The organism is Actinocorallia libanotica, assembly GCF_039525175.1.
Lineage (GTDB): Bacteria > Actinomycetota > Actinomycetes > Streptosporangiales > Streptosporangiaceae > Actinocorallia > Actinocorallia libanotica.
The window spans coordinates 365426-387211 of the sequence record NZ_BAAAHH010000001.1 but is presented as its reverse complement, the minus strand read 5'-3'; the positions used below and the strand labels follow the sequence as shown (position 1 = coordinate 387211).

General features: G+C 73.8%; 10 protein-coding genes. 3 read left to right on the top strand and 7 right to left on the bottom strand.

From position 1 onward, the window contains the following. Window positions 1-2: 2 nt before the first annotated feature. The 6 genes from ABD140_RS01965 to ABD140_RS01940 all read right to left on the bottom strand — a co-directional run bounded on the left by ABD140_RS01965 (window position 3) and on the right by ABD140_RS01940 (window position 17819). Complete coding sequence (locus tag ABD140_RS01965) at window positions 3-863, bottom strand: DUF4132 domain-containing protein (protein WP_344235998.1); 861 nt, start codon at window positions 861-863, stop codon at window positions 3-5. A gap of 217 nt (window positions 864-1080) precedes the next feature. Further along, window positions 1081-5913, bottom strand: a complete 4833-nt coding sequence (locus ABD140_RS01960; protein ID WP_344235996.1) for a DNA-binding protein — start codon at window positions 5911-5913, stop codon at window positions 1081-1083. A 95-nt stretch (window positions 5914-6008) separates the two neighbouring features. Continuing rightward, window positions 6009-10850 carry a DNA-binding protein gene (locus ABD140_RS01955; protein WP_344235994.1) on the bottom strand — a complete coding sequence of 1614 codons (4842 nt, stop codon included), beginning with the start codon at window positions 10848-10850 and terminating at the stop codon, window positions 6009-6011. 5 nt (window positions 10851-10855) lie between these two features. Next, a complete protein-coding gene (locus ABD140_RS01950) occupies window positions 10856-11713 on the bottom strand; it encodes a DUF4132 domain-containing protein (protein WP_344235992.1) in 858 nt (285 codons plus the stop codon). A gap of 147 nt (window positions 11714-11860) precedes the next feature. Then, window positions 11861-16750, bottom strand: coding sequence for a DNA-binding protein (locus ABD140_RS01945; protein ID WP_344235990.1), 4890 nt, complete (start codon window positions 16748-16750; stop codon window positions 11861-11863). Window positions 16751-16925: 175 nt separating this feature from the next. Then, complete coding sequence (locus ABD140_RS01940) at window positions 16926-17819, bottom strand: helix-turn-helix domain-containing protein (protein ID WP_344235988.1); 894 nt, start codon at window positions 17817-17819, stop codon at window positions 16926-16928. 84 nt (window positions 17820-17903) lie between these two features. Between ABD140_RS01940 and ABD140_RS01935 the strand changes: the two genes are divergently transcribed. From ABD140_RS01935 to ABD140_RS01925, 3 genes are read left to right on the top strand one after another with little or no spacing between them, the layout of a single operon-like run. Then, window positions 17904-19082, top strand: coding sequence for a hypothetical protein (locus tag ABD140_RS01935; protein ID WP_344235986.1), 1179 nt, complete (start codon window positions 17904-17906; stop codon window positions 19080-19082). Then, window positions 19082-19858 (top strand): SDR family oxidoreductase, encoded by a 777-nt coding sequence (locus tag ABD140_RS01930; protein ID WP_344235984.1) that lies wholly within the window; start codon window positions 19082-19084, stop codon window positions 19856-19858. Before ABD140_RS01935 ends, ABD140_RS01930 begins: the two co-directional genes overlap by 1 nt. A 23-nt stretch (window positions 19859-19881) precedes the next feature. Continuing rightward, the gene (locus ABD140_RS01925) at window positions 19882-21006 is read left to right on the top strand and encodes a sulfotransferase family protein (protein WP_344235982.1); all 1125 of its coding nucleotides are present in this window, start codon (window positions 19882-19884) and stop codon (window positions 21004-21006) included. 7 nt (window positions 21007-21013) lie between these two features. Here ABD140_RS01925 and ABD140_RS01920 read toward each other — a convergent pair whose 3' ends face one another. After that, the gene (locus tag ABD140_RS01920; protein ID WP_344235980.1) at window positions 21014-21658 is read right to left on the bottom strand and encodes an NUDIX hydrolase; all 645 of its coding nucleotides are present in this window, start codon (window positions 21656-21658) and stop codon (window positions 21014-21016) included. Between the last annotated feature and the right edge of the window lie 128 nt (window positions 21659-21786).

Below are 21786 nucleotides of genomic sequence, written 5' to 3'. Positions count from 1 at the left end.
TCTCACCTTTCACCGGTCCGGCCCGCGTACAGGGCCGCGGCCATGCGCATGCCCTCCGACCAGGACACCGCGTCCACCTTGTCGAGCGGCAGGTGGCGTCCTCCCGAGCTCCAGCTCAGGCCGCCGGTCACGCTGTCGTCCTCGCGATGCGGTTCACCGATCCACACACGTGCTTCGACCATCCGGCCGCCGCTCCTGATGCGGTGGACGGCGTAGCCGCCCGAGACGCGGTAGCCGAGGGATTCGGCGCGGGCGGCGAGGGCGAAGCGCGAGGGGTACCGCCCGCCAGCGAACTCACTCGTGGCGCTGGACCGCTGGTTCGGATCCGACGGCTTGTCCCAGGTCGGGCGGTAGATCTGCTCGACCTTCTGGGCCACCCCCAGCTCGACGGCGAAATCCCGCAGCTCCGCCAGGTCGGGCAGCAGCACCGGGTGCGGGAACGTCACCGTCTCGGCGGACATCCGCACCGTCTCGCCGTCCAGGTTCACCACCCGCAGCTCGCCGTCCTCGGACACGTCCCGCAGGAAACCGGTCGCATCCGGGCCCTCACCGACCGCGCCGACGACCACGAGGTCGCGCAGCGCCGCCTGCCATGCCTCGTCGGCCCACACCTCGCCCAGCACCGCGGACGGCACGGGCAGTGCCGAGACCATCCACGCGTCGACCTGGGCGACGCAGGACGCGGCGTGCCGGTCGAGCCAGTCGGCGAACCGCCGCAGCCTCTCCACCTCGGGGTGGTCGCGCAGCGCCTTCGGCAGCGTCTTCAGCTGCTTGCCCGCCGACCGCCCCGAAGTGGAGCGCGCCGCGACCTTCCCGTCCACCAGGGCTATCTCATAGCCCTCACCCGCCGCCAGCCAACCCACCGGGCAGCACCTCCACAAGTCCGCGATCCGGAGGCCGCGCACCCGGGGGCGCCACGGTTCCGGAGATGGTAAAGAACACAGGAGTCCGATTTGTCCTCGCTGCAGTGATGATCACGAACTTAGCGGGACTCTCCGACAGATCGGCCAAAATTGAAGAGACGGCGGCGTGCCCGCCGAGAGCCGGTCCCGGCGGGCACGCGAGGAGAAGCAGCCGTCGTCAGCGGCGGCCCCGGCGGGCCTCCAGGTCCGCGAAGCGCGGCACGTCACCCTCGACGATCCGCCGCCACGCCCTGAGGTACAGGTCCGCGACGGGCTCGAACGGGACGATGACGCCGTGCGAAGCCTTGAGGGCCGCGTCGGCGGCCGGGTCGTACAGCGGGAGCTTCCACTCCTCCTGCGGCAGGTGCGGAGCGCGCAGCGCGTTCCAGGCTCCGGGAAGGAACAGGGAACGGCTCGCCCGCGCACGGCGCGCCTCGACCACCAGATCGGTGGCCGCCAACTCGGCACGGGTCGCCTTCAACCGGGCGGGTTTCCACCCCGTCCACCGCGCCGTGTTGCGGTCGGTCGGGTCGGGCATCGCCAGCAGCATCAGATACACGGCCGCCGCGTCCGGGCTCAGGCCGTACTTCTCCGCCGCCTCGGCCACGGGTCCGGGCACGGAACGGGACGGGTCCTGCGGCCACCACGTGCCGTCGGCGTCCCGCTCCCCGGCCGCCGGGTCGCCCGGGTCGGCCAGCAGCGCGGCGAACCGCTCGTCCCGGACGAGGCGCAGCGCCGCCTCCAGGTCGGCGGAGACCCCGTCCTCGCGCAGCAGGGGCAGGTACGGGTCCTGGCCCCCCTCGTCGAGCAGCGCCGTCCTGACCGCGGGGAAGGGAAGGTCATCGGCGGTGGCCATGATGACCGCCCCGTACCGCTCGTATCCGTCCCGCACCTCGGTGGGGGCGCCCGCCGCCCTGCGGAATGCGGTGAGGTCGACGTACCGGTCGAGGCCGAGCAGCAGGCCGGGGTTGGCGAGCCGGTCGCGGACGGCCGCGAGGGCGGCGGGAAGGCGGGCGCGCAGCGGGTCACCGGCGGGGAGGCGGTGGGCGAGCCAGGCGGCCGCCGCGACGACTTCGACGAGGACCGACGAGACGAATCCCTTCTCGTTCGGGCTCTCGGGAACGGCGCGGTCCCCTCTCACCGTCCATTTCAGGTCCCGGCTCAGCTCGGGCGCGGACGCCGGATCGAACAGGACGGGCAGCACCTCGTCGGCGCGGCCGAGGCGCAGCGCCTCGGCCGCCTCGGCCGCGAGCTCTTCGGGAATCGCCATGCGCCTTTCGAACCTCGCGTTCCACAGCTCGGCCGCCGCGGCCGGATCGGGGCCGCCGGTCCACAGCCGGGCCGGGTCGGCGGGCAGGAGCGCGCCGACGAGGGCGCATCTGAACGCCTCGTCCAGCCCGCGGAGTCCGTCCCTGGCCACGGCGGCCTCGACGACCTTCACCTTGAGCGCGGTCCGCGTCCCGGCGGGCAGGAAGTTCCGCTCCTCGCGGTCGGTCCCCGGCAGACCCGCGATGATCAGCTTCGCCGTGGTGAGAGTGGTGCCGGTGAGCCGGGCGAACTCCTCGGCCGCTTCGGGGAACCACGGAACGGGTCCGCGCACGGCCGCCTCGGCCGGCAGCGCGCCCGAGGAGGAGCCGTCCTCCGGTGCGGTGAGCGGCTCGGACGAGACCGTCCGGTAGGCGGAGGGGACCTCGAACCGGCCCTCGGGATCGTGGAAGAGCACAGGGAATTCGACGTCCCCGGCGACGTGGGCGTAGTCCACGAAGGCCAGGAACGCGCCGCCTTCCAGCGGAAGCAGCGCCCTCCGGCGGCTCTTCTTCTGCTTCCAGGCCTCCGTCTGGTCCATGCGCAGTCGAAGCAGCCTCCACCGGGACCGCGTCTCGGCGTCCCCGGTCATGCCCAGCTCGCCGAAAGCCTTCAGCAGCTCGCCGAGCACCGCCCTGTCCTCGGGCGGGGTGAGCGCCGACACCGCGCGGTAGGCGATGGCCGCGTGGCGGGAGAGCAGGAGGTCCATCCGCAGGGGCGTGTAGGGGAGCCTGATCCCGTCCAGGTGGGTTTCGCACTGCTCGCCGCTGTACCGTCCGGCCCGGGCGCGGCGCATGTGCTCGATGAGGGTGAAGAGAACGGGACGGTCGCCGCCGTGGCCCCCTCCTTCGCCGATGCCGTCGAGCGCGCGCTGGATCGCCGCGTCGTCCGGCCCTTCGATCTTCTCCACCGGTTGGGGAGGAAGAGCGGCGCTCTTCAGCTTCCGACCGATCCGGTCGAGGGTCTGCCGCCGGTTGGCGGCGGTCCGCACGACCACGCCGACCTCCTTGATCAGGCTCTCGTGGGCGAGCTCCGGGATCAGGGCGCGGACGGCGTCGGCCGGTTCCTCCCCCTCCCGTACGGCCTTGATCAGTGCGGCCGCGGTCTCCCCGTCGATGCGGCGCAGCGCCGCCGAGCCCCGCGGGTCGCGGGGGCGCATGGCGTGCCAGTACTGCACCGGCGGCAGGAGCGCGGTGACCCGGCCGGCCAGTCCGTCCGTCCTGGTGGAGACGGTGACGACGCCGTCGGGGTCGACCAGTTCCAGCTGGAAGGAGTCCCGTACCAGCGCGCGGGGCCTGTCGTCCCCCGGCAGGAACACCACGCCCGCCGGGGGAAGGGATCCCCGGGTGGTGACGGTGTTCCCGGCGCGGTCCTCACCGCGGTACGAGCCGTCGGGCAGCCGCACGACCCGCCAGCCGTCCGTCCCGCCCACCGGAGCTCCGCCCGGCCCGGCCGCCTCGGAGACGGCGGGGAGCAGGATGCCGCTCTCGAAGGTGCTTCCCTCGGGAAGACCGCGGGTGGCCTCCGTGAAGAAGGCGGGCATGCTCCGCCGCCCGGTCTCCCCGCTCACCGGGTCGTATGCGTGCCAGGCGCTTCCACCGTCCGCGGTCCGCGGCACCCAGTACGAGGCGCCGTCGCCGATGACGCGCCCTGCCCCGGGCAGCGCGGTGTCCCCCGGGCGCAGCACTCCCGCGCCGGTGGTGCGGCCGCCGCCGGGAAGCCGCAGGTTGTAGAACCCGTCCTGGTCCCAGGGCATGCGGGCGCCATCGCCGACGGCGCCCGACATCGGCTGCCACCGGTCGGCCGAGGTGTGCCAGTATCCGAGCCACTCGCCGTTCCGCTGCCGGGAGGACCAGGCGACGAGCAACTCCCCGTCCACGTAGTGGAAGCGCGGTCTGTCGAGCACGTCCTCGGCGGGAACGCGCAGGCCGTGCACCAGGACGGTGCCTTCGGCGCCGATCACCCTGGCCTGGCTCCGGTTGGCGACGATCAGATGCGGCCAGGCGTCGGTGACGCGCAACCGGGACGGCCTGCCGCCCAGCCGGGCCAGCGCCTCTTCCCAGGCGGGCCAGCCCAGTTCGTCCAGGAGCCCGCCCCGGAGGTTGCGGGCGAGGATCCGGGCGAGGTCGGTGGCCACGACCTCGCGCACCTCCTCCGCGGCGAGCGCCAGCACCTCGCCGGGCAGCCGCTCCAACCTCTCCAGCGGCCCGGCGAGCCGGAGCAGGCTCGGCCTGACCGTCTCGCGGGCGGTCTTCGCCATCCAGTCGGTGAGCACCGGGCGGCCGCCGGGGGCGGCTATCAGCTGCTGGAAGACCCGCGCGCCGTGACCGGTGTTCGACCGTCCGATGCCGCGGTGGAGCGAGACACGGAAGCGGTCGTCGGCGGTGAGCGCCAGCAGGTCCCGCTGCTCCGGGGCCTCGGCCCAGTCCTTCAGCCTCAGCGAGTGGCCGCGCGGCGGATCGGCCACCGGGACGCCCAGGGCGAGCAGCAGATCCAGCAGGTCGACCTGCTGGAAGGCGGGCAGCCCTTCACCGGTGGCGGCGAGTTCCGCCTTCAGCCGGTCGGCCATGCGCTCGACCAGCGGGTACAGGGCGGACAGGCGGGCATCCTGCCGCGTCTTCACCACGAACTCGTGGAACCGCTTCAGCCAGCCGACACTTCCGTCTTCCGGCCTTGCCGCCTCGGGCACGCCGTCGGGCTCGCAGAGCGCGACGGTGGCGCCGGACTCCTCCAGAATCCCCAACCACAGGGCGGGCAGCTCGCCGTCGTGCTCGACGTCTTCCGGGAACAGGTTCAGCAGCCTCCCGCAGACCTCCGGGCGTTCCCTGGCCAACGAGATCAGTGCCCGGCGGTGCGCCTTCCACCAGCCTCCGACGGCGTGCGCGGTCGCGGGCAGGTCCAGCATCTCGGCGAGGTGGTCGTGCTCGACGGCCTTCGCGTCCACGCCCGCGGCCTTGGCGAGCCGCCGCAGATCGGTGGCCATGCGCGCCGACGGCGGTACCCCGCCCGCCGTACGCCTCACGCACAACCGGCTGAAGCGGCGCAGCGCCTCGTCCGCGGGCACCCGCCCGGCCAAGCCGGTGGCGTAGGAGGAGAGCGTCTTGACCTGGAGGGCTCCGGCGAGCGTGAACTCCAGGAACACCGCGTCCAAACGCTCTTCGTCGATCGGCAGCCCGTGCTCGGCCTCGGCGGTGCGGGCGCGGGTGAACATCTGCGCGGCGTAGGGGAGGTTCTCGACGGCGAGGAATTCGCGTGCCACCCGCTCATAGAAGGTCGGCAGCAGATGCGGTGCCGAGGAGGCCAACCGGGCGGCCAGTTCCTGGAACGCCGTCAGCGCCGCTTTCGGCTTGGACCTCGCCCGCCGGGCGATGCGCTCCAGCTCCGGGACGACGGCCAGCGCGTGGTGGCCGTCCTCGGGGTGGTACGCCAGCACCCACTCGGGGAAGCCCAGCGCGGTGCGCGGCCCCAGGGCGACGGTCTCGGGCTCGCCGAAGCCCTCCAGGCCCAGGAACCCGGCGGCCAGGTCCTCTCCCTCGATCCGATCGGCGGGCACCAGCCGCACCACCACCCTGCCGTCCAGGGCGGGGTGCCGGTAGCCGCGGGCGGCCAGCGGCACCATCCGCTCCCCCGCGCCCTCGGCGTCCGGCGGAAGGACCGCCCCCGCCGGCAGTTCCGCCCATTCGACCAGCTCGACCCCATCGCTCATGATCGCGAATCTAGTGGGGAGCCCCGACAAATCAGCTGGAAATCAAAACGTGCCCGCCGGGGGTCCCGGCGGGCACGTACGAGCGGCGGCACCGGTCAGCGGCGGCGGCCCCGGCGGATCTCCAGATCCGCGAAGCGGGGGACGTCGCCCTCGGTGATGCGCCGCCACGCCCTGCGGTACAGGTCCGCGACGGGTTCGACCGGAACGAGGGCGCCCCGGAGCGTCCGGGAGTCGACATCTCCGGCCAGACCGTAGAGCGGGAGCTTCCACTCCTCCTGCGGCAGATGCGGAGCGCGCAGCGCGTTCCACCCTCCGGGCAGGAACAGGGAACGGCCCGCCCGCGCACGACGCGCTTCGACCACCAGGTCGGTGGCGGCCAACTCGGCGCGGGCGGCCTTCAGCCGGGCCGGCTTCCAACCCGTCCACCGCGCGGTGTTCTTGTCCGTGGGATCGGGCATCGCCAGCAGCATCAGATACACCACCGCCGCGTCCGGGCCCAGGTCGTACCGCGAGGCGGCCTCGGCGACCAGCCCCGGCACCGACCGGGACGGATCCTGCGGCCACCACGTGCCGTCGGCGTCCCGCTCCCCCGCCACCGGGTCGCCCGGGTCGGCCAGCAGCGCCGCGAACCGCTCGTCCAGGGCCATGCCCAGCGCCGTCTCCACCCTGGCGGGTACGTCGCCCGCGCGCAAGACGGGCAGGTACGGGTCCTCTCCCCTCTCGTCGAGCAGCGCCACCTTGATGCCGGGGAACGCGTAGGGGTCGGCGGTGGGCAGGACGACCGCCCCGTACCGTTCGTACCCGTCCCCCGTTTCGGTGGGGTTGCCCGCCACCTTGCGGAAGTCCTGGAGGTAGGCGTACCGGTCGAGGCGGAGGATCAGATCGGGGTTGGCGAGCCGCTCGCGCACCGCCGCGAGGGCGGCGGGAAGCCGGGCGCGCAGCGGGTCGCCGGCGGGGAGGCGGTGGGCGAGCCAGACCGCCGTCATGACGGAGCCGACGAGGGTCTGCTCGTCGAACCCCGTTCCCTGCCCGGTCTCGGGGGCGATGTTCCTGCCGTTCACCACCCACCTCAGGTCCCGGCTCAGCTCCGGCGCGGACACCGGATCGAGCAGGGCCTGCAGCACCCGGCCGGTGGGCCGGCCGACGCGCACCGCCTTGAGCACCTCGGACAGGAGCTCCTCCGGCACCGTCACGCGCCGGCCGAGCCCGGCGTTCCACACCTCGGCGGCCGCGGCCGCGTCGGGGCCGTCGGTCCACAGCCGGGACGGGTCGGCGGGCACGAGCGCGCCGAGGAGGGCGCGCCTGAACGACGAGCCCAGCTTCTTGAGCTCGTCCTTGGCCACGGCCGCCTCGGCGACCTTCACCTTGAGCGCGGTCCGCGTCTCGGCGGGCAGGAAGTTCCGCTCCCAGTGGTCGATCCCCGGCAGGCCCGCGAGGACCAGCTTCGCCAGGGTGACGGTGACCCCGGTGCGCCGGGCGAACTCCTCGGCCGCCTCGGGGAACCAGGGGGCGGGGCCCCGCACGGCCGCCTCGGCCAGCACCCCGTCCGGAGAGAACGCGCCCTCCGGCGCGGGCAGCGGCTCCGACGAGAGGACCTGGTAGCGGGAGGGGACCTCGAACCGGCCCGCCGGATCGTAGAAGATCGCGGGGAAGTCGACGCCGTCCGCTCCCTTGTCGACGAAGTTCAAGACCGCCAGGAACGCGCCGCCTTCCAGCGGGAGCAGTGCCCTCCGGGTGCCCTTCTTCCCCGTGTCGGACTGGGCCGTCGCCGCGTCCAGACGCAGCTGGAACATCCGCCACCGGGCCCGCGCGCCGTCGTCTCCGAGCATGCCCAGGTCGCTGAGCGTTCTCAGCAGCGTGCTGAGCACCTCCCTGTCCTTGGACGGGGTGAACTCCGACACCGCCAGGTGGGTCAGGGCCGCGGCGGCCGGGAGCAGGCCGTCGAACCGCAGGGCGGTGTAGGGCAGCCCGATGCCCTCCAGGTGGGTCTCGCGCCGCTCCCCGGCGTACCGTCCCGCCATGGCGCGGCGCATGTGCTCGACCAGGGTGAACAGGCAGGGGCCCGCACCGCTCCGGCCCTGGAAGACCGCCTTGACCGCCTTCTCGATCGCCGTGTCGCTCGGCCCCTCGAAGACCTCCGCCGCCACGGCGGGGGCGAGCGCCTGGTCCAGCTTCTGCGCGATGCCGTCCAGGGTGGCCTGCCGGTGGGCGGCGAACCGCACGACCTCGCCGACCTCCGCGATCAGGTCCTCGTGGGTGAGCTCCGGGATCAGCGCGCGGACGGAGTCGAGGAGTTCTCCCTCGCCCTGGGCCGCCTTGAGCAGCGCGGCCGCGGTCTCCCCGTCGATCCGGCGCAGCGCCTTCGACCCCCGCGGGTCGCGGGGGCGCATGCCCTGCCAGTACTGCGCCGGCGGCAGGGGCGTGAGGGTGACGCGCCCGAACCGCCGGTCCGTCCGGACACGGGAGGTGATGACCCCGTCGGGGTCGGCCAGCTCGAGCTGGTGATCCCCCTGGATCAGCGCCCGCGGCCCGTCGTCGCCGGGCAGGAACAGCGCGCCGACCGGTTGGCGGCCCGCCGGTACGGTGACGGCGTTCCCGGCGAGGTCCTCGCCCCGCACGGAGCCGTCCGGCAGCCGGACGACCCGCCAGCCGTCCATCCCGCCCACCGAGGCGCCGTCCGGTCCCGCCGCGTCGAAGGCGGGAGGCAGCAGCATGCCGCGCGTGAAGACGCTTCCTTCGGGAAGGCCGCTGGTGGCCTCGGCGAAGAAGGCGGGCATGTCCTGCTGCCCGACCTCTCCGCTCAGCGGGTCGTACGCGTACCAGTACCCGAGATCGTCGCCGTCCGTGGAAAGCCACACCCAGTACGACGTCCCGTCGCTGATGACGTGCCGGGAGGGGGGCAGGGCGGTGTCCCCCCGGTGCAGCACTCCCAGACCGGTGGTGCGTCCGCCCCCCGGCAGCGGCACGCTGCAGATCTCGGGCTGGTACCGGGACAGGCGGACGCTGCGGGCGGCGGCGCCCGTCATCGGCTGCTGCCGGTCGGCGGCGGTGTGCCAGTACCCGAGCTTCCCGCCGTTGCGCTGCCGGGACGACCAGTGGACGAGCAGGTCTCCGTCCACGTAGCGAAAGCCCGGCTCGCCGAACATGTCACCGGCGGGGACGCGCAGGTCGTGGACGAGGACGGTGCCCTCGGCGCCGATCACCCTGACCTGGGCGTGTCCCGCGACGATCAGGTACGGCCAGGCTTCGGCGACGCGCACCTCGTAGGGGTTCCTGCCGCCCAGGTGCTCCAGCGCCTCCTCCCAGGCGGGCCAGCCCAGCTCGTCGAAGAGCCCGGCCCGCAGGCTGCGGGCGAGGATCGGGGCGAGGTCGGTGGCCGCGACCGCGCGCACCTCCTTCTCGGCGAGCGCCAGGACGGGGCCTTGCAGCCACGACAGCCCCTCCAGCCGTGCGGGGAGGTCGGGAAGGCCCGGTACGACCGCCTCGCGGGCGAGCTCCGTCACCCATTCCGCGAGCACCGGGCGGCCGCCGGGGGAGTCGAGGAGCTTCTGGAAGGCGCGCGTGCTGTTGGAGCCGCGGCCCGACCTCCCGATGTTGTGGCGGAGGACGGCGCGGAAGCGGTGGTCGGCGGCGAGCGCCAGCAGGCTCCGCTGCTTCTCGCCTCCGGCCCAGTCGTTCAGGTTCAGGACCTGGCCGGGCCGCGGGTCGGCCACCGGGACGCCCAGTTCGAGCAGCAGGTCCAGCAGGTCGGGCTGCGGGAAGGCGGTCATCCCCTCGCCCGCGGCGGTGAGCTCGGCCTTCAGCCGGCCGGCCATGCGCTCGACCAGCGGGTACAGGAAGGGCAGGTAGGCGCCCCGCTTCTTCCTCGCGCAGAACCAGTGGAAGCGCTTCAGCCAGCCGGCGCTCCCGTCCTCGGGCCGCGCCTCCTCGGGTGCGCCGTCGGGGTCGCAGAGGACGGCGGTGGCGCCGGACTCCTCCAGCATCTCCAACCACAGGACAGGCAGCCTGCTGCCGTATTCGGGGTCCTGCGGGACCAGGTTCAGCAGCTTCCCGCAGACCTCGGGGCGCTCCTTGGCCAGGGAGACGAGCGCCTGGCGGTGCGCCTTCCACCAGCCCTCGGCGGCGCGGGCGGTCGCGGGCAGGTCCAGCACCTCGGCGAGGTAGGCGTGCTCGACCGCCTTCGCGTCCTCGCCCGCGGCCTTGGCGAGCCGCCTCAGGTCGGTGGCCATCCGCGACGACGGTGCCACCCCGCCCGCGGTGCGCCGGACGCACAGCCGGGTGAAGCGGCGCAGCGCCTCGTCGGCGGGCACGCGCTGGGACAGGTCGGCGGCGTAGGCCGAGAGCGTCTTGATCTGGAGGGCTCCGGCGAGCGCGAACTCCAGGAAGACCGCGTCGGTCCGCTCCTCGTCGATCGGCAGCCCGTGCTCGGTCTCGGCGGTGCGGGCGCGCGTGAACACCTGCGCGGCGATGGTGAGGTTCTCGACCGCGAGGAACTCGCGCGCCACCCGCTCGTAGAAGGTCGGCAGCAGATGCGGCAGCGAGGACGCCAGCCGGCCGGCCAGCTCCTGGAACGCCGTCAGCGCGGCCTTCGGCTTGCTCTTGGCGCGCTGGGCGATGCGCTCCAGCTCGGGGACGAGGGCCAGCGCGTGCTGGCCGTCCGCCGGGTGGTGCACCAGCACCCACTCGGGGAAGTTGAGCGAGTCGCGCCTCCCGACGCCGACGACCTCCGGTTCGGCCGCGGTCTCCAGGCCGAGGAATCCCGCGGCGAGGTCCTCGCCCTCCCCGAGCCCGGAGTCCACCAGCCGGACCACCACGCGTCCGTCCAGGGCGGGATGCCGGTACGTCCGCGCCGTCAGCGGGACGGCGTTCTCCCCCGCGTCCCCGGTGCCGGGCGGCAGCACGGCACCGGCCTCCAGCAGCCCTTCCACGTCGCTCACGCGGGTCATCCGTTCTCGACCGTGCGGCCCGCGTACAGCGCCGCGGCCATCCGCATGCCCTCCGACCAGGCGACGGGGCCGACCTCGCGGAGCGCGATGCCGCGCCCGTTCTCGTCCTGCCAGTTCAGGGAGCCGGTCTCGCTCTGGCCGTCCCAGTAGGGCTCGCCGATCCACATCGCGGCCTCGGCGGTCCGGCCCCCGTCGCGCACGCGGCAGGTGGCGTAGCCGCCCGAGACGCGGTAGCCGAGGGACTCGGCGCGGGCGGCGATCCGGAAGCGCGAGGCGTACCTGCCGCCGGAGAACTCCTGCACGGCGGTGGCCTTGGGCGCCAGCTCCGCCTCGGCCGGCTTGACCCAGGTGGCGCGGTACACCTGCTCGACCCGCTGGGTCAGCTCCAGCTCGGCGGCGAACTCGCGCAGGTCCTCCAGGTCGGGCAGCAGCACCGGGTGCGGGAACGTCACCGTCTCGGCGGACAGCTTCACCGTCTCTCCGTCCAGGTTCACCACGCGCAGCTCGCCGGACTCCGAGACGTCCCGCAGGAAGCCGGGCTCGTCGGGGTCGTCGCCGACCACCACGAGGTCGCGCAGCGCGATCTGCCACGCCTCGTCGGCCCACACCCGGCCGAGGAGCCCCGCGGGCACCGGCAGGGACGAGACCATCCAGGCGTCGACCTGGGCGACGCACGCGGCGGCGTGCCGGTCCAGCCATTCGGCGAACCGCCGCAGCCGCTCCACCTCGGGGTGCTCGCGCAGCGCCTTGGGCAGCGTCTTCAGCTGCTTTCCGCGCGTGCGGACCGACCGCGCCGCCACCTTGCCGTCCACCAGCGAGATCTCGTATCCCTCGCCTGCCGCCAACCAACCCACCTGGACCTCCAAGAGCGCGTACCGGAGAACATCTCGCGGTTTCCGGGAACGGTGGAGAACGCGGAAGCAGTTCCGCGTCCTCCACCGTGAATGATCACGAACCTAACGGGCACCGCCGACAAATTAATCGAAGTGCCGAAACCTCTTTCAGCGCCGGGACTTCAGGTTCCCGAAGCGGGGGACGTCGCCCTCGGTGATGCGCCGCCACGCCCTGCGGTACAGGTCCGCGACGGGCTCGGCCGGAACGAGGACGCCCAGCGGCGCCTTGGGGCCGGCTCCTTCGAGCAGGTCGTAGAGCGGCAGCTTCCACTCCTCCTGCGGCGGGTGCGGAGCGCGCAGCGCGTTCCAGCCGCACGGGAGGAACAGGGAGCGGCTCGCCCGCGGACGACGCGCCTCGACCACCAGGTCGGTGGCGGCCAGCTCGGCGCGGGCGGCCTTCAACCGGGCCGGCTTCCAACCCGTCCACCGCGCGGTGTTCTTGTCCGTGGGATCGGGCATCGCCAGCAGCATCAGATACACCACCGCCGCGTCCGGGCCCAGGTCGTACCGCGAGGCGGCCTCGGCGACCAACCCCGGCACCGACCGCGACGGATCCTGCGGCCACCACGTGCCGTCGGCGTCCCGCTCCCCCGCCGCCGGGTCGCCCGGATCGGCCAGCAGCGCCGCGAACCGCTCGTCCCGCACCAGGCCCAGCGACAGCTCGACGGCGAGAAGGCCGTCGTACTCGCCGCGCAGCACGGGCAGGTACGGGTCGCCGCCGGTCTCGTCCAGCAGCGCCGTCTTGATGGCCGGGTAGGGCAGGTCGTCGTGGGTGGCCATCACGACCGCCCCGTACCGCTCGAACCCCGGCCCGGTCTCGGTGGGGTTGCCCGCCACCTTGCGGAAGCTCGGGAGATTGACGTACCGGTTGAAACCGAGCATCAGGTCGGGGTTGGCGAGCCGCTCGCGCACCGCCGTGAGAGCGGCGGGAAGCCGGGCGCGCAGCGGGTCGCCGGCGGGGAGCCGGTGGGCCAGCCAGGCGGCCATCGCGACGGAGCCGGTGAGCGTGGCCGCGGTGAAGCCGTCGGCGCTCCCCTCCTCGGGCCTGACCTTGTCCCCCTGCACGGTCCACTTCAGGTCGCGGGTCAGCCGCGGTTCGGACGCCGGGTCGAGCAGCGCGGGCAGCGCGTCGGCGGACTCCCAGTCCCCCCGCACCGCCTTGGCCGCCTCCGCCGCGATCGCCTCGGGCACCGCCACCCGCACGCCGACCTCCCGGTTCCACACGCGGACCGCCTCGGCGACGTCGGGGCCGTCGGTCCACAGCCGGGCCGGGTCCTCGGGCAGCAGCGCGGCGAGCACGGCCCGCCGGACGGCGGACGCCGGACGGCCGGCCTCGGTCCGCGCGAAGGCGGCGTCGGCCACCTTCACCCCGAGCGCGGCGCGCGTCTCGGCGGACAGGAAGTTCCGCTCCCAGGTCCCCACTCCCAGCATGCCGCCGATCACCAGTTTGGCCACGGTCTCGGTGACGCCGGTGAGCTCCGCGAACTCCGCCGCCGCCCCGGGGAACCACGGCGCCGCGCCCCGCTCGGCGCAGGCCGCCAGGTACGCGCCCGCACGGCCCGCGTACCGCGCGTCCGTGACCGGCTTCGACGACAGCACCTCGTACGGGGCGGGGACCTCGAACCGGCCCGCCGGGTCGTGGAGCAGGGCGGTGAACTCGGCGTGGTCCTGCGATCTGGTGAAGTCCACGGCGGTCAGGAACGCGCCTTCCGGCAGCGGGAGGATCCCGTACCAGTGGCCTTCGCGCCAGCCCCCGTCAGGTCCGGTGAGCAGCGGCTCGGCCAGCCTCACCTTGACCCGGCGCCAGCGGAGCGCGTGGTCCTCGGCGGTCAGCCCCAGCTCGTCGCACCGCCTCAGGAACGCCAGCACCGCCTCCCGGCCCTCCTCGCCGGTGAACGGCGAAGCCGCCAGGTAGGCCACCGCCCCGATGTTCTCGAGCAGGCCGGTCAGGGAGAGCCCGGAGAAGGGGATCCCGGTCCCGTCCAGGTGGATGCCGGGCCGCTCGCCGTCCGCGGCGCCGGCGGCCATGGCCCGCTCCACGGCCTGCAGCTGGGTGAAGAGCTCGGGCCCCCGGCTGTAGGACCTCCGCTCCCCGGCGTCGACCATCACCTGGAGCGGCTTGCCGATCGACTCGTCTCCCGGGCCTTCGACCAGGTTGTTCTGCTCGGGCTCCCCGGTCAGGACGCGCTCCAGCCGCTCCGCCGCCGCGTTCAGCGTCCCCTGCTGGGCGGCGGCGTACCGCACCACGCCCGCCACGCCCGCCACCAGCCGGTCCTCGGTGAGATCGGGCAGCAGCTCGCGGACCGCCGCGGCCATCCTCTCGGCGGCCTCGTCCGCCTCGGCGGCCTTGTTCGCCTCGGCGGTCCCGATCACCTCGGCGGCCTTGAGCAGGCTCTCCGCGGTCTCCTGGCCGAGGCGCCGCAGCGCCGCCGAGCCCTCGGGGTCGCGGGGGACCATGCAGTGCCAGTACCGCATCGGCGGCAGGAGCGCGGTGCCCTCCGTGAACGGCCCCGGTGCCTTGTCGCTGCACGCGAAGGAGGTGACGACGCCGTCCGGGTCGACCAGCCTCGTCTGGTAGCTGCCGTGCAGCACGCCCCGGGGCCTGTCGTCGCCGGGCAGGAACAGCGGGCCGAGGAGCTGGCCGCCCCTGGGCGCCGTGACGGTGTTCCCGGCGAGGTCCTCACCGCGCACGGTGCCGTCCGGCAGGCGGACGACCCGCCAGCCGAGCAGCCCGTCCACCGGAGTGCCGGCCGGGGTGGCCCCGGCTCCGGGCAGGGGGAACATCCAGCCGCTCGCGAAGGACGACTCCTCCGGCAGGCCCCGGAGGGCGTCGGCGAAGAAGTCCGGCGCGCTCCGGTCGCCCTGCTCTCCGCTCGCCGGGTCGTACTCGTACCAGCCTTGGCCCTCGTCGCCCTCCCGGGAGGACCACACCCAGTAGCGCGTGCCGTCGCTGACGATCTCCCGGTCCCCGGGCAGCACGGTGTCCCCGGCGTGCAGCGGCCCGGCGCCGGTGGTGCGCCCGCCGCCGGGCAGCGGCAGGCTGACCTGGTCCTTCTGGTACCAGTACATGCTCGTGCGCCGGGGGCCGTGCCCTTCCAGGGACAGCTGCCGGTCGGGGGCGGTGTGCCAGTAGCCGGTGAGGCGGCCGTTGTGCTGCCGGGAGTTCCACTGGACGAGCAGCTCGCCGTCCACGTAGTGGAAGCCGACGTCGTCGCCGTCCCCGGCGGGGATGCGCAGGTCGTGGGCGAGGACGGTGCCCTCGGCGCCGATGACCCTGGCGTGCGCGCGGCCGCCGACCACCAGGTGCGGCCAGGCGTCGGCGACGTGCACCGAGCGGGCCTGGGCCGAGTCGGTGAGCGCGGCGACCGCCTCGTCCCAGGCGGGCCAGCCCAGCTCGTCGAGGAGCCCGGCCCGCAGGGTTCGGGTGAGGGCCTGGCCGACGCCCGTGCCGACCGCCCGCCGCACCGCGTCCTCGGCGAGCGCCAGCACCTCGACGGGCAGCATGCTCAACCGGCGCAGCGCGTCGGGCAGGTCGGGCAGCCCCGCCGCGGTCGAGCGGCGGGCGACCCCGTCCACCCACTCGGCCATCATCGGGCGGCCGCCCGGCGAGGCGGCCAGCAGGACCATGGCGCGCCGGTCGGGGTCGCCGCCGCCCAGGCGGTCCGCGCCGTGCAGGAAGGAGGGGCGGAAGCGGGGGTCCGCCTCGATCGCGGTCAGGTCGCGGCGGTCCTCTCCCGCGGCCCACGCCTCCAGGAACAGGCTGTGGCCCTGGGGGGGCTCGACCGGGATCCCCAGCGTGAGCATCAGGTCCAGCAGGTCGGCGTGCTGCGGGGCGGGGAAGGCCTCGGCGCCGGCGAGCTCGGCCTTCAGCCGGTCCGCCATGCGCTCGGTCAGGGCGAGCAGGGCGGGCGGAGGAGTCCGGTACGAGCCGCTGAAGAAGGTCTTCAGGAAGCGCTTCAGCCAGTCCGCGGCGCTGTCCTGTGCGTCCTCTCCTCCGGGCTCTCCGGCGGGGCCGCAGAGGAAGGCGAGGGCGCCGGACTCCTCCATGATCTCCAGCCACAGGCCCGCCATCTCGTCCGCGTCGGCCGACGGCATCATGCCGAGCAGCATCCCGCGGACCTCCGGCCGCCGCCGGGCCAGCGCGGCCAGGGACGCGCGGTGCGCCTTCCACCAGCCCGCGGCGGCCCGCACGGTCGAGGGGAGGGCGAGCACCTCCTCCAGGTAGGCGTGCTCGACGGCGTCGGCGTCGGAGCCCGCCGCCCTGGCCAGGCGGCGCAGGTCGGTGGCCATCTGCGCGGACGGCGGCATCCCGCCCGCGGTGCGGCGGACGCACAGGCGGGTGAAGCGGCGCAGCGCCTCGTCGGCGGGCACCCGGGCGGCCAGCTCCTTGGCGTAGCCGGAGAGCGTCTTGACGGGCAGGGCGCCGGCGAGCGCGAACTCCAGGAACACCGCGTCGAGGCGGTCCTCGTCGATCTCCAGCCCGTACTCGGCCTCGGACCTGCGGGCGCGGGAGAACATCTGCGCGGCGTAGACGGCGTTCTCGACGGCGAGGAACTCCCGGCCGGCCCGCTCGTAGTAGGTGGGCAGCAGGTGGGGCACCGCCGCGGCCAGCCGGTCGGCCAGGGCGTGGAAGGCGTCCAGCGCGGCCTTCGGCTTGGTCTTCGCCCGCCGGGTGATGCGGTCCATCTCCGGCACGACGGCCAGCGCGTGGTGGCCGTCCTCGGGGTGGTGCGCCAGCACCCACTCGGGGAAGCCCAGCGTGGCGCGCAGGCCGACGCCGACCACCTCCGGCTCGCCCTCGGGCTCCAGGCCGAGGAATCCGGCGGCCAGGTCCTCGGCGGCGCTCAGCCCGGCGTCCACCAGCCGCACCACCGTGCGGCCCTCCAGTGCCGGGTGCCGGTAGGTCCGGGCGGCCAGCGGCACGGCGCGGTCTCCGCCGCCCCCGGTCCCGGGCGGGAGCACGGCGCCCGCATCCAGCAGTTCCTCGACGTGGTTCATACGCCCTGTCCCCTCGAATGTCCCTTGCAGATCCCGCGCACGGCGCGGCCGCCCGCGTCCACGCCGTACGAGGCGGCGGTCGGCACCGGTCGCCCCGGGCCCGCGAGTGATCAGGAACCTAGCAAGGACAGCCGACAGAACCGGCAGAAAGCACAAATCTCCTGGCAGGAGGTCATCAGCGGGACGGGGCGCGGCCGCCGAGTTCGGCGGTGACGGCGGCCGCGGCCTCGGCGAGGGCGGCCCCCCGGCCGGCGATCTCGGCACCGGTGAGCGGGGCGCCGACCTGGAGGGCGAGGACGAGCTCCTGGGCGCCGTCGGCGTCGTGGACGGGGGCGGCGATGAGGTGGACGGGGTGGCTGGTCCCCGGGCTGAGCTCGGCCTCGAGGTAGACGCGCTCCCCCAGGTTGGACAGGAGGTCGCCCATCAGGGCGCGGGCGTCCGGCGGAAGGTCGCGGGCGGCGGCGTCGTTCAGCAGGGAGTACAGGCGCATGCCCGCCGGGGTGAGGCTCTCCACCAGGTAGCCGGCCGCGCGGCAGCGGGCCGTGATGGTGCGCAGGCGGTCGCGGTCCAGGGTGACCGGGAGGGTCGGCTCCCTGGCCAGCCACGCCTCGAAGTCGGCGTCGTGCCCCCACAGGACGTACATCAGGCCGCTGGGCGGGGCGAACGGGTAGCGCTCCCCCACGCGGGCGGGGGTGAGGCCGGGGGCGGCCAGCGCGTCGAGGACCATCACCTCGTCGCCGACGACGGCCGAGACCGTGGCGGCCGTGCGGTGGCGGGCGACCAGCGGCTCGAGGCGGCGGCGCGCGGCCTGGACGGAGGCGAAGCCGCGCTGGGCGGCGCGGCCCGCGGCGATGAGCGCGGCGCCCGGCCCGTAGGTGAGGGTGCGCGGGTCGCGGTCCAGGTACCCGGCGGCGGTCAGCTCGGTGAGGATGCCCAGGCAGGTGGGCTTGCTGATCCCCAGGTCGCGGGCGAGCTCCGACAGGCCGAAGCGGCGGCCGCCCGCGGTGGTGAGGCGGTCGAGCACGGCGACCACCCGCGCGGTCGGCGGCGAGCGCCGGGCTCCGCCCATTGACCCCTCCTCGGAACACGTTCTACTGTCACGTCAGCAGAAATCTACCGTATCGGTTCATATTTGTACCGCAAGGAGCGACACGTGGCCACAGAGTCCTTCGCCGAGGCGATCGCCGAGGCCGAGCGCATCATCCGCGAGGCGCCGCACATCCGCACCGAGCAGGACCTGGCCGAGGGGCTGGACTACCTCGCCGGGAGCATCAAGGCGTCGCTGCACCTGGCGTGGGCCTACGAGCGCGAATACCCCTACTTCGTCGCCTCCACCGGGCCGTACAGCAAGCTCGGGCTCGACAACCCCGACACGCTCTACTTCCACTCCTACATCCGCGACGACGCCGAGTACGTCGTCACCGGGCGCCGCGGCAGCACCGCCGACCTGAGCTTCCAGGTCATGAACGGCGACTACAGCCCCGCCAGCTCCCCCGACAGCCTCACCGCGTTCGACGACCGCGAGCTCGAGATCGCCCCCGACGGCACGTACGAGGTGCGGTTCGGGCCCGCCAAGGCCGACGCGGGACCCAACTACTTCACGCTCGCGCCCGGCGCGGCGATGCTCATCGCCCGGGAGGTCTACAGCGACTGGGCGAACGAGAAGCGCGGCGAGATCCGCATCCACCGCGCCGACACCCTCGGCACCGCGCCCCCGGCGGCCACCGAGCGGCTGAGCGCCAAGCGCTTCCGCACCGCGGGCCGCATCCTGGTCTCCCGGATCAAGACGTTCCTGGCCTTCCCCGAGTGGCACTACCTGGACCTGCCGGTCAACACGCTGACCGAGCCGCGCTCCACCCCCGGCGGCCTCACCACGCAGTTCTCCTCCGTGGGGCACTACGACCTCGCCGACGACCAGGCCATGGTCATCACGGTGCCGGCCCCCGCCAAGGACGTCGCGCCCTACTTCGGCTTCCAGCTCGGCAGCCTCTGGTACGTCTCCCTGGACTACATCAACCACCAGACGAGCCTCACCGCCGACCAGGCGCGCGTCGACCCCGACGGGATGATCCGCTACGTCGTCAGCGAGCGCGACCCCGGCCTGGCCAACTGGATCGAGTGCACCGGGCACCGGCGCGGCTTCCTGCAGTTCCGCTGGCAGCGGCTCTCCCGGGCGCTCTCCCCCGAGGAAGGCCCCCGCGCCGAGGTCGTGCCGTTCGACGAGCTGCCCAAGCTGCTGCCCCACCACGAGGGCCAGCAGGTGACACCGCAGGAGTGGGCCGACCGGATCGCCGTGCGCCAGACGGCCGTCGCGCGAAGGATGCTGGGCTGATGCTGCTCCAGGACAAGGTCGTCATCATCTCCGGGATCGGTCCGGGCCTCGGCCGGAGCCTGGCGCTGCGGTGCGCCGCCGCGGGCGCGGACGTCGTTCTCGCCGCGCGCACGCCCTCCCGGCTGGAGGAGGTCGCCGAGGAGGTGGCCGCGCTGGGCCGCCGCGCGGTGGCCGTCCGGACCGACATCACCGACGAGGCCTCCTGCCGGAGGCTCATCGACACCGCGCTGGCCGAGTGCGGGCGGCTGGACGGGCTGGTCAACAACGCGTTCTCGATCCCGCCGCTGGCCGACCTGGCCGACACCGACCCCGACGGGATCCGCGCCTCCATCGAGACCAACGTGCTGGCCGCGCTGCGGCTGACGACGCTGGCCGCCCCGGCGCTCGCCGAGCACGGCGGCTCCGTCGTCATGGTCAACTCCACGGTGCTGCGGCACTCGCGGCGCACGTTCGGCGCGTACAAGATGTCCAAGGCGGCGCTGCTGGCCCTGGCGCAGAGCCTCGCCACCGAGCTCGGGCCGAGCGGCGTGCGGGTCAACACGATCGCGCCCGGCTACATCTGGGCCGACAACCTGAAGTTCTACTTCAAGCACCTCGCCAAGGAGCGCGGCGTCCCCACCCGGCAGGTGTACGAGGAGACCGCCGCCGACATCGACCTGCGCCGGCTCCCCGAGCCCGACGAGATCGCCGACACCGCGGTGTTCCTGCTCTCCCCGCTCGCCCGGGCGGTCACCGGGCAGTGCCTCGACGTCAACTGCGGCGAGTTCCACCACTGATCCCCCTTGCGGAGGCCCACCCCATGAGCACCGTCGGCACCGCCGAGGACCTCCACGCCTCGGCCACCAAGATCACCGGCCTGTCCGACTTCGGCGAGGACGACTACCGCGACGGCCTCGCCGTCCTCCTGGAGTCCTGCGAGAAGGAGGCCGCCCTCACCCCGCTCGGCGTCAAGGCGACCCGCGCCATGCTGCGCGGCGCGCTGGGCGCCCGCCTCCTGGCCGAGCAGTCGTGGCGGCGGCACCCCGAGTACGCGGACGTCCCCGTCGAACGCCCCGTCTTCGTCACCGGCCTGCCCCGCACCGGCACGACCGCGCTGCACCGGCTCCTCACCGCCGACCCCGCCCACCAGGGCCTGGAGGTGTGGCTCGCCGAGATGCCCCAGCCCCGTCCGCCCCGCGAGACCTGGGCGGACGACCCGCTCTTCCAGGCCATCCAGGCCGGGTACCAGCGGCACCACATCAAGCACCCCGAGTTCATGGGCGTGCACTACATCTCGGCCGACATGGTGGAGGAGTGCTGGCAGCTGCTCCGCCAGTCGTTCCGCTCGGTCTCCTTCGAGTGCCTGGCGCACCTGCCGACGTACTCCGCCTGGCTCGCCGAGCAGGACTGGCTGCCCGCCTACCGCAGGCACCGGCGCAACCTCCAGCTGATCGGCATGCCCGACGCGAACCGCCGCTGGGTCCTGAAGAACCCCAGCCACCTCTTCGCCCTGGACGCCCTCCTGGAGGTCTACCCCGACGCGCTGATCATCCAGACCCACCGCTCCCCCCGCACCTCGATGGCCTCGATGTGCAGCCTCGCCGCCCACAGCTCCTCCGGCTGGTCCACGGCCTTCGAAGGCGAGGTCATCGGCCGCTCCCAGCTCGACCTGTGGGGCCGCGGCCTGGACCTCTTCCGCGCCGAACGCGCCAAGCACGACCCGTCGCGCTTCCACGACGTGGACTACGACGCGTTCGTCCGCGACCCCCTCGGCACCGTCGAGGAGATCTACACCCACTTCGGCCTCCCCTTCACCGAGGAGGCCCGCACCGCCATGGCCGCCCTCCAGACCGGCGCCGGCCCGAGCGAAGCCCGCCCCGCCCACTCCTACTCCCTCGCCGACTTCGGCCTCACCCCCGAGGAGGTCGACGAACGCTTCTCCTGACCGCCGCTCAGAGCAGCCCTCGCAGCAGGGCCTGAGCGTAGGCGTTGACGGTGAAGCCGTCAGTGATCCCACCCGTGCGGATCAGCTCCGCCAGGATGGCCGGCGCGACCGCGACGGTGCCGCCGATGCCCTCTTCCTCCCCCGTGTCGCGGAACTCCTCGATCTCGGCGTAGTAGAGGGCGGCGGCGGTGGACATCTGGCCGGTGTCCGGGTGGACGACGCCGAGCGGAACCAGGGCGGTGGCGAGCGCTCCCAGTTCCTCGAGGAGCTCCCGACGCGCGTCGTCGTCCGCCACCGCCCCCGGCGTCCCGTAGCCCCGGGGCAGTTCCAGGTGCCATTGCCGGGTGCTGTGGCGGAAATGGCGGAGCAGGACGACCTCCCCGGAGCACACCGGAAGGATCACGACACCAGGGGCGTTTCCGGGATTGAGCCGCCGGGTGTAGGTGCCGAGGGAACCGTCCGGCCTGCGGACCGCGTCCCGCAAGGTCATGCCGTAGGGGTCCTCGTACACGACGCCGACCCGCCCCCAGGACGCGGGCAGGCCCCGCCGGGCGAGGTCCTCCCCCAGCTCCGCCTCGATCGCGTCCAGCCGGGCCGGGTCGTCGATGATCTCGAAGGGCGCCCCCTCCGGATTGACAAACAGTTCCGGCATCTCGCTACGAATATCGAGGTACCGCCTATGTCTTGATTCTTCTGACATGGACCTTCCGTAATTTCTCTCGGAAAAAGAACGAACTCGGGTACCTTGTTCCCCGTCGATCCTCCGGCTTCAGGACGGTG

What these genes read in the sequence shown, in the direction of transcription:
- ABD140_RS01960 (WP_344235996.1), bottom strand. Translation starts at nt 5,913, where the DNA reads ATGAGCGATGGGGTCGAGCTGGTCGAATGGGCGGAACTGCCGGCGGGG.
- ABD140_RS01945 (WP_344235990.1), bottom strand. Translation starts at nt 16,750, where the DNA reads ATGAACCACGTCGAGGAACTGCTGGATGCGGGCGCCGTGCTCCCGCCC.
- ABD140_RS01940 (WP_344235988.1), bottom strand. Translation starts at nt 17,819, where the DNA reads ATGGGCGGAGCCCGGCGCTCGCCGCCGACCGCGCGGGTGGTCGCCGTG.
- ABD140_RS01930 (WP_344235984.1), top strand. Translation starts at nt 19,082, where the DNA reads ATGCTGCTCCAGGACAAGGTCGTCATCATCTCCGGGATCGGTCCGGGC.
- ABD140_RS01925 (WP_344235982.1), top strand. Translation starts at nt 19,882, where the DNA reads ATGAGCACCGTCGGCACCGCCGAGGACCTCCACGCCTCGGCCACCAAG.
- ABD140_RS01920 (WP_344235980.1), bottom strand. Translation starts at nt 21,658, where the DNA reads ATGCCGGAACTGTTTGTCAATCCGGAGGGGGCGCCCTTCGAGATCATC.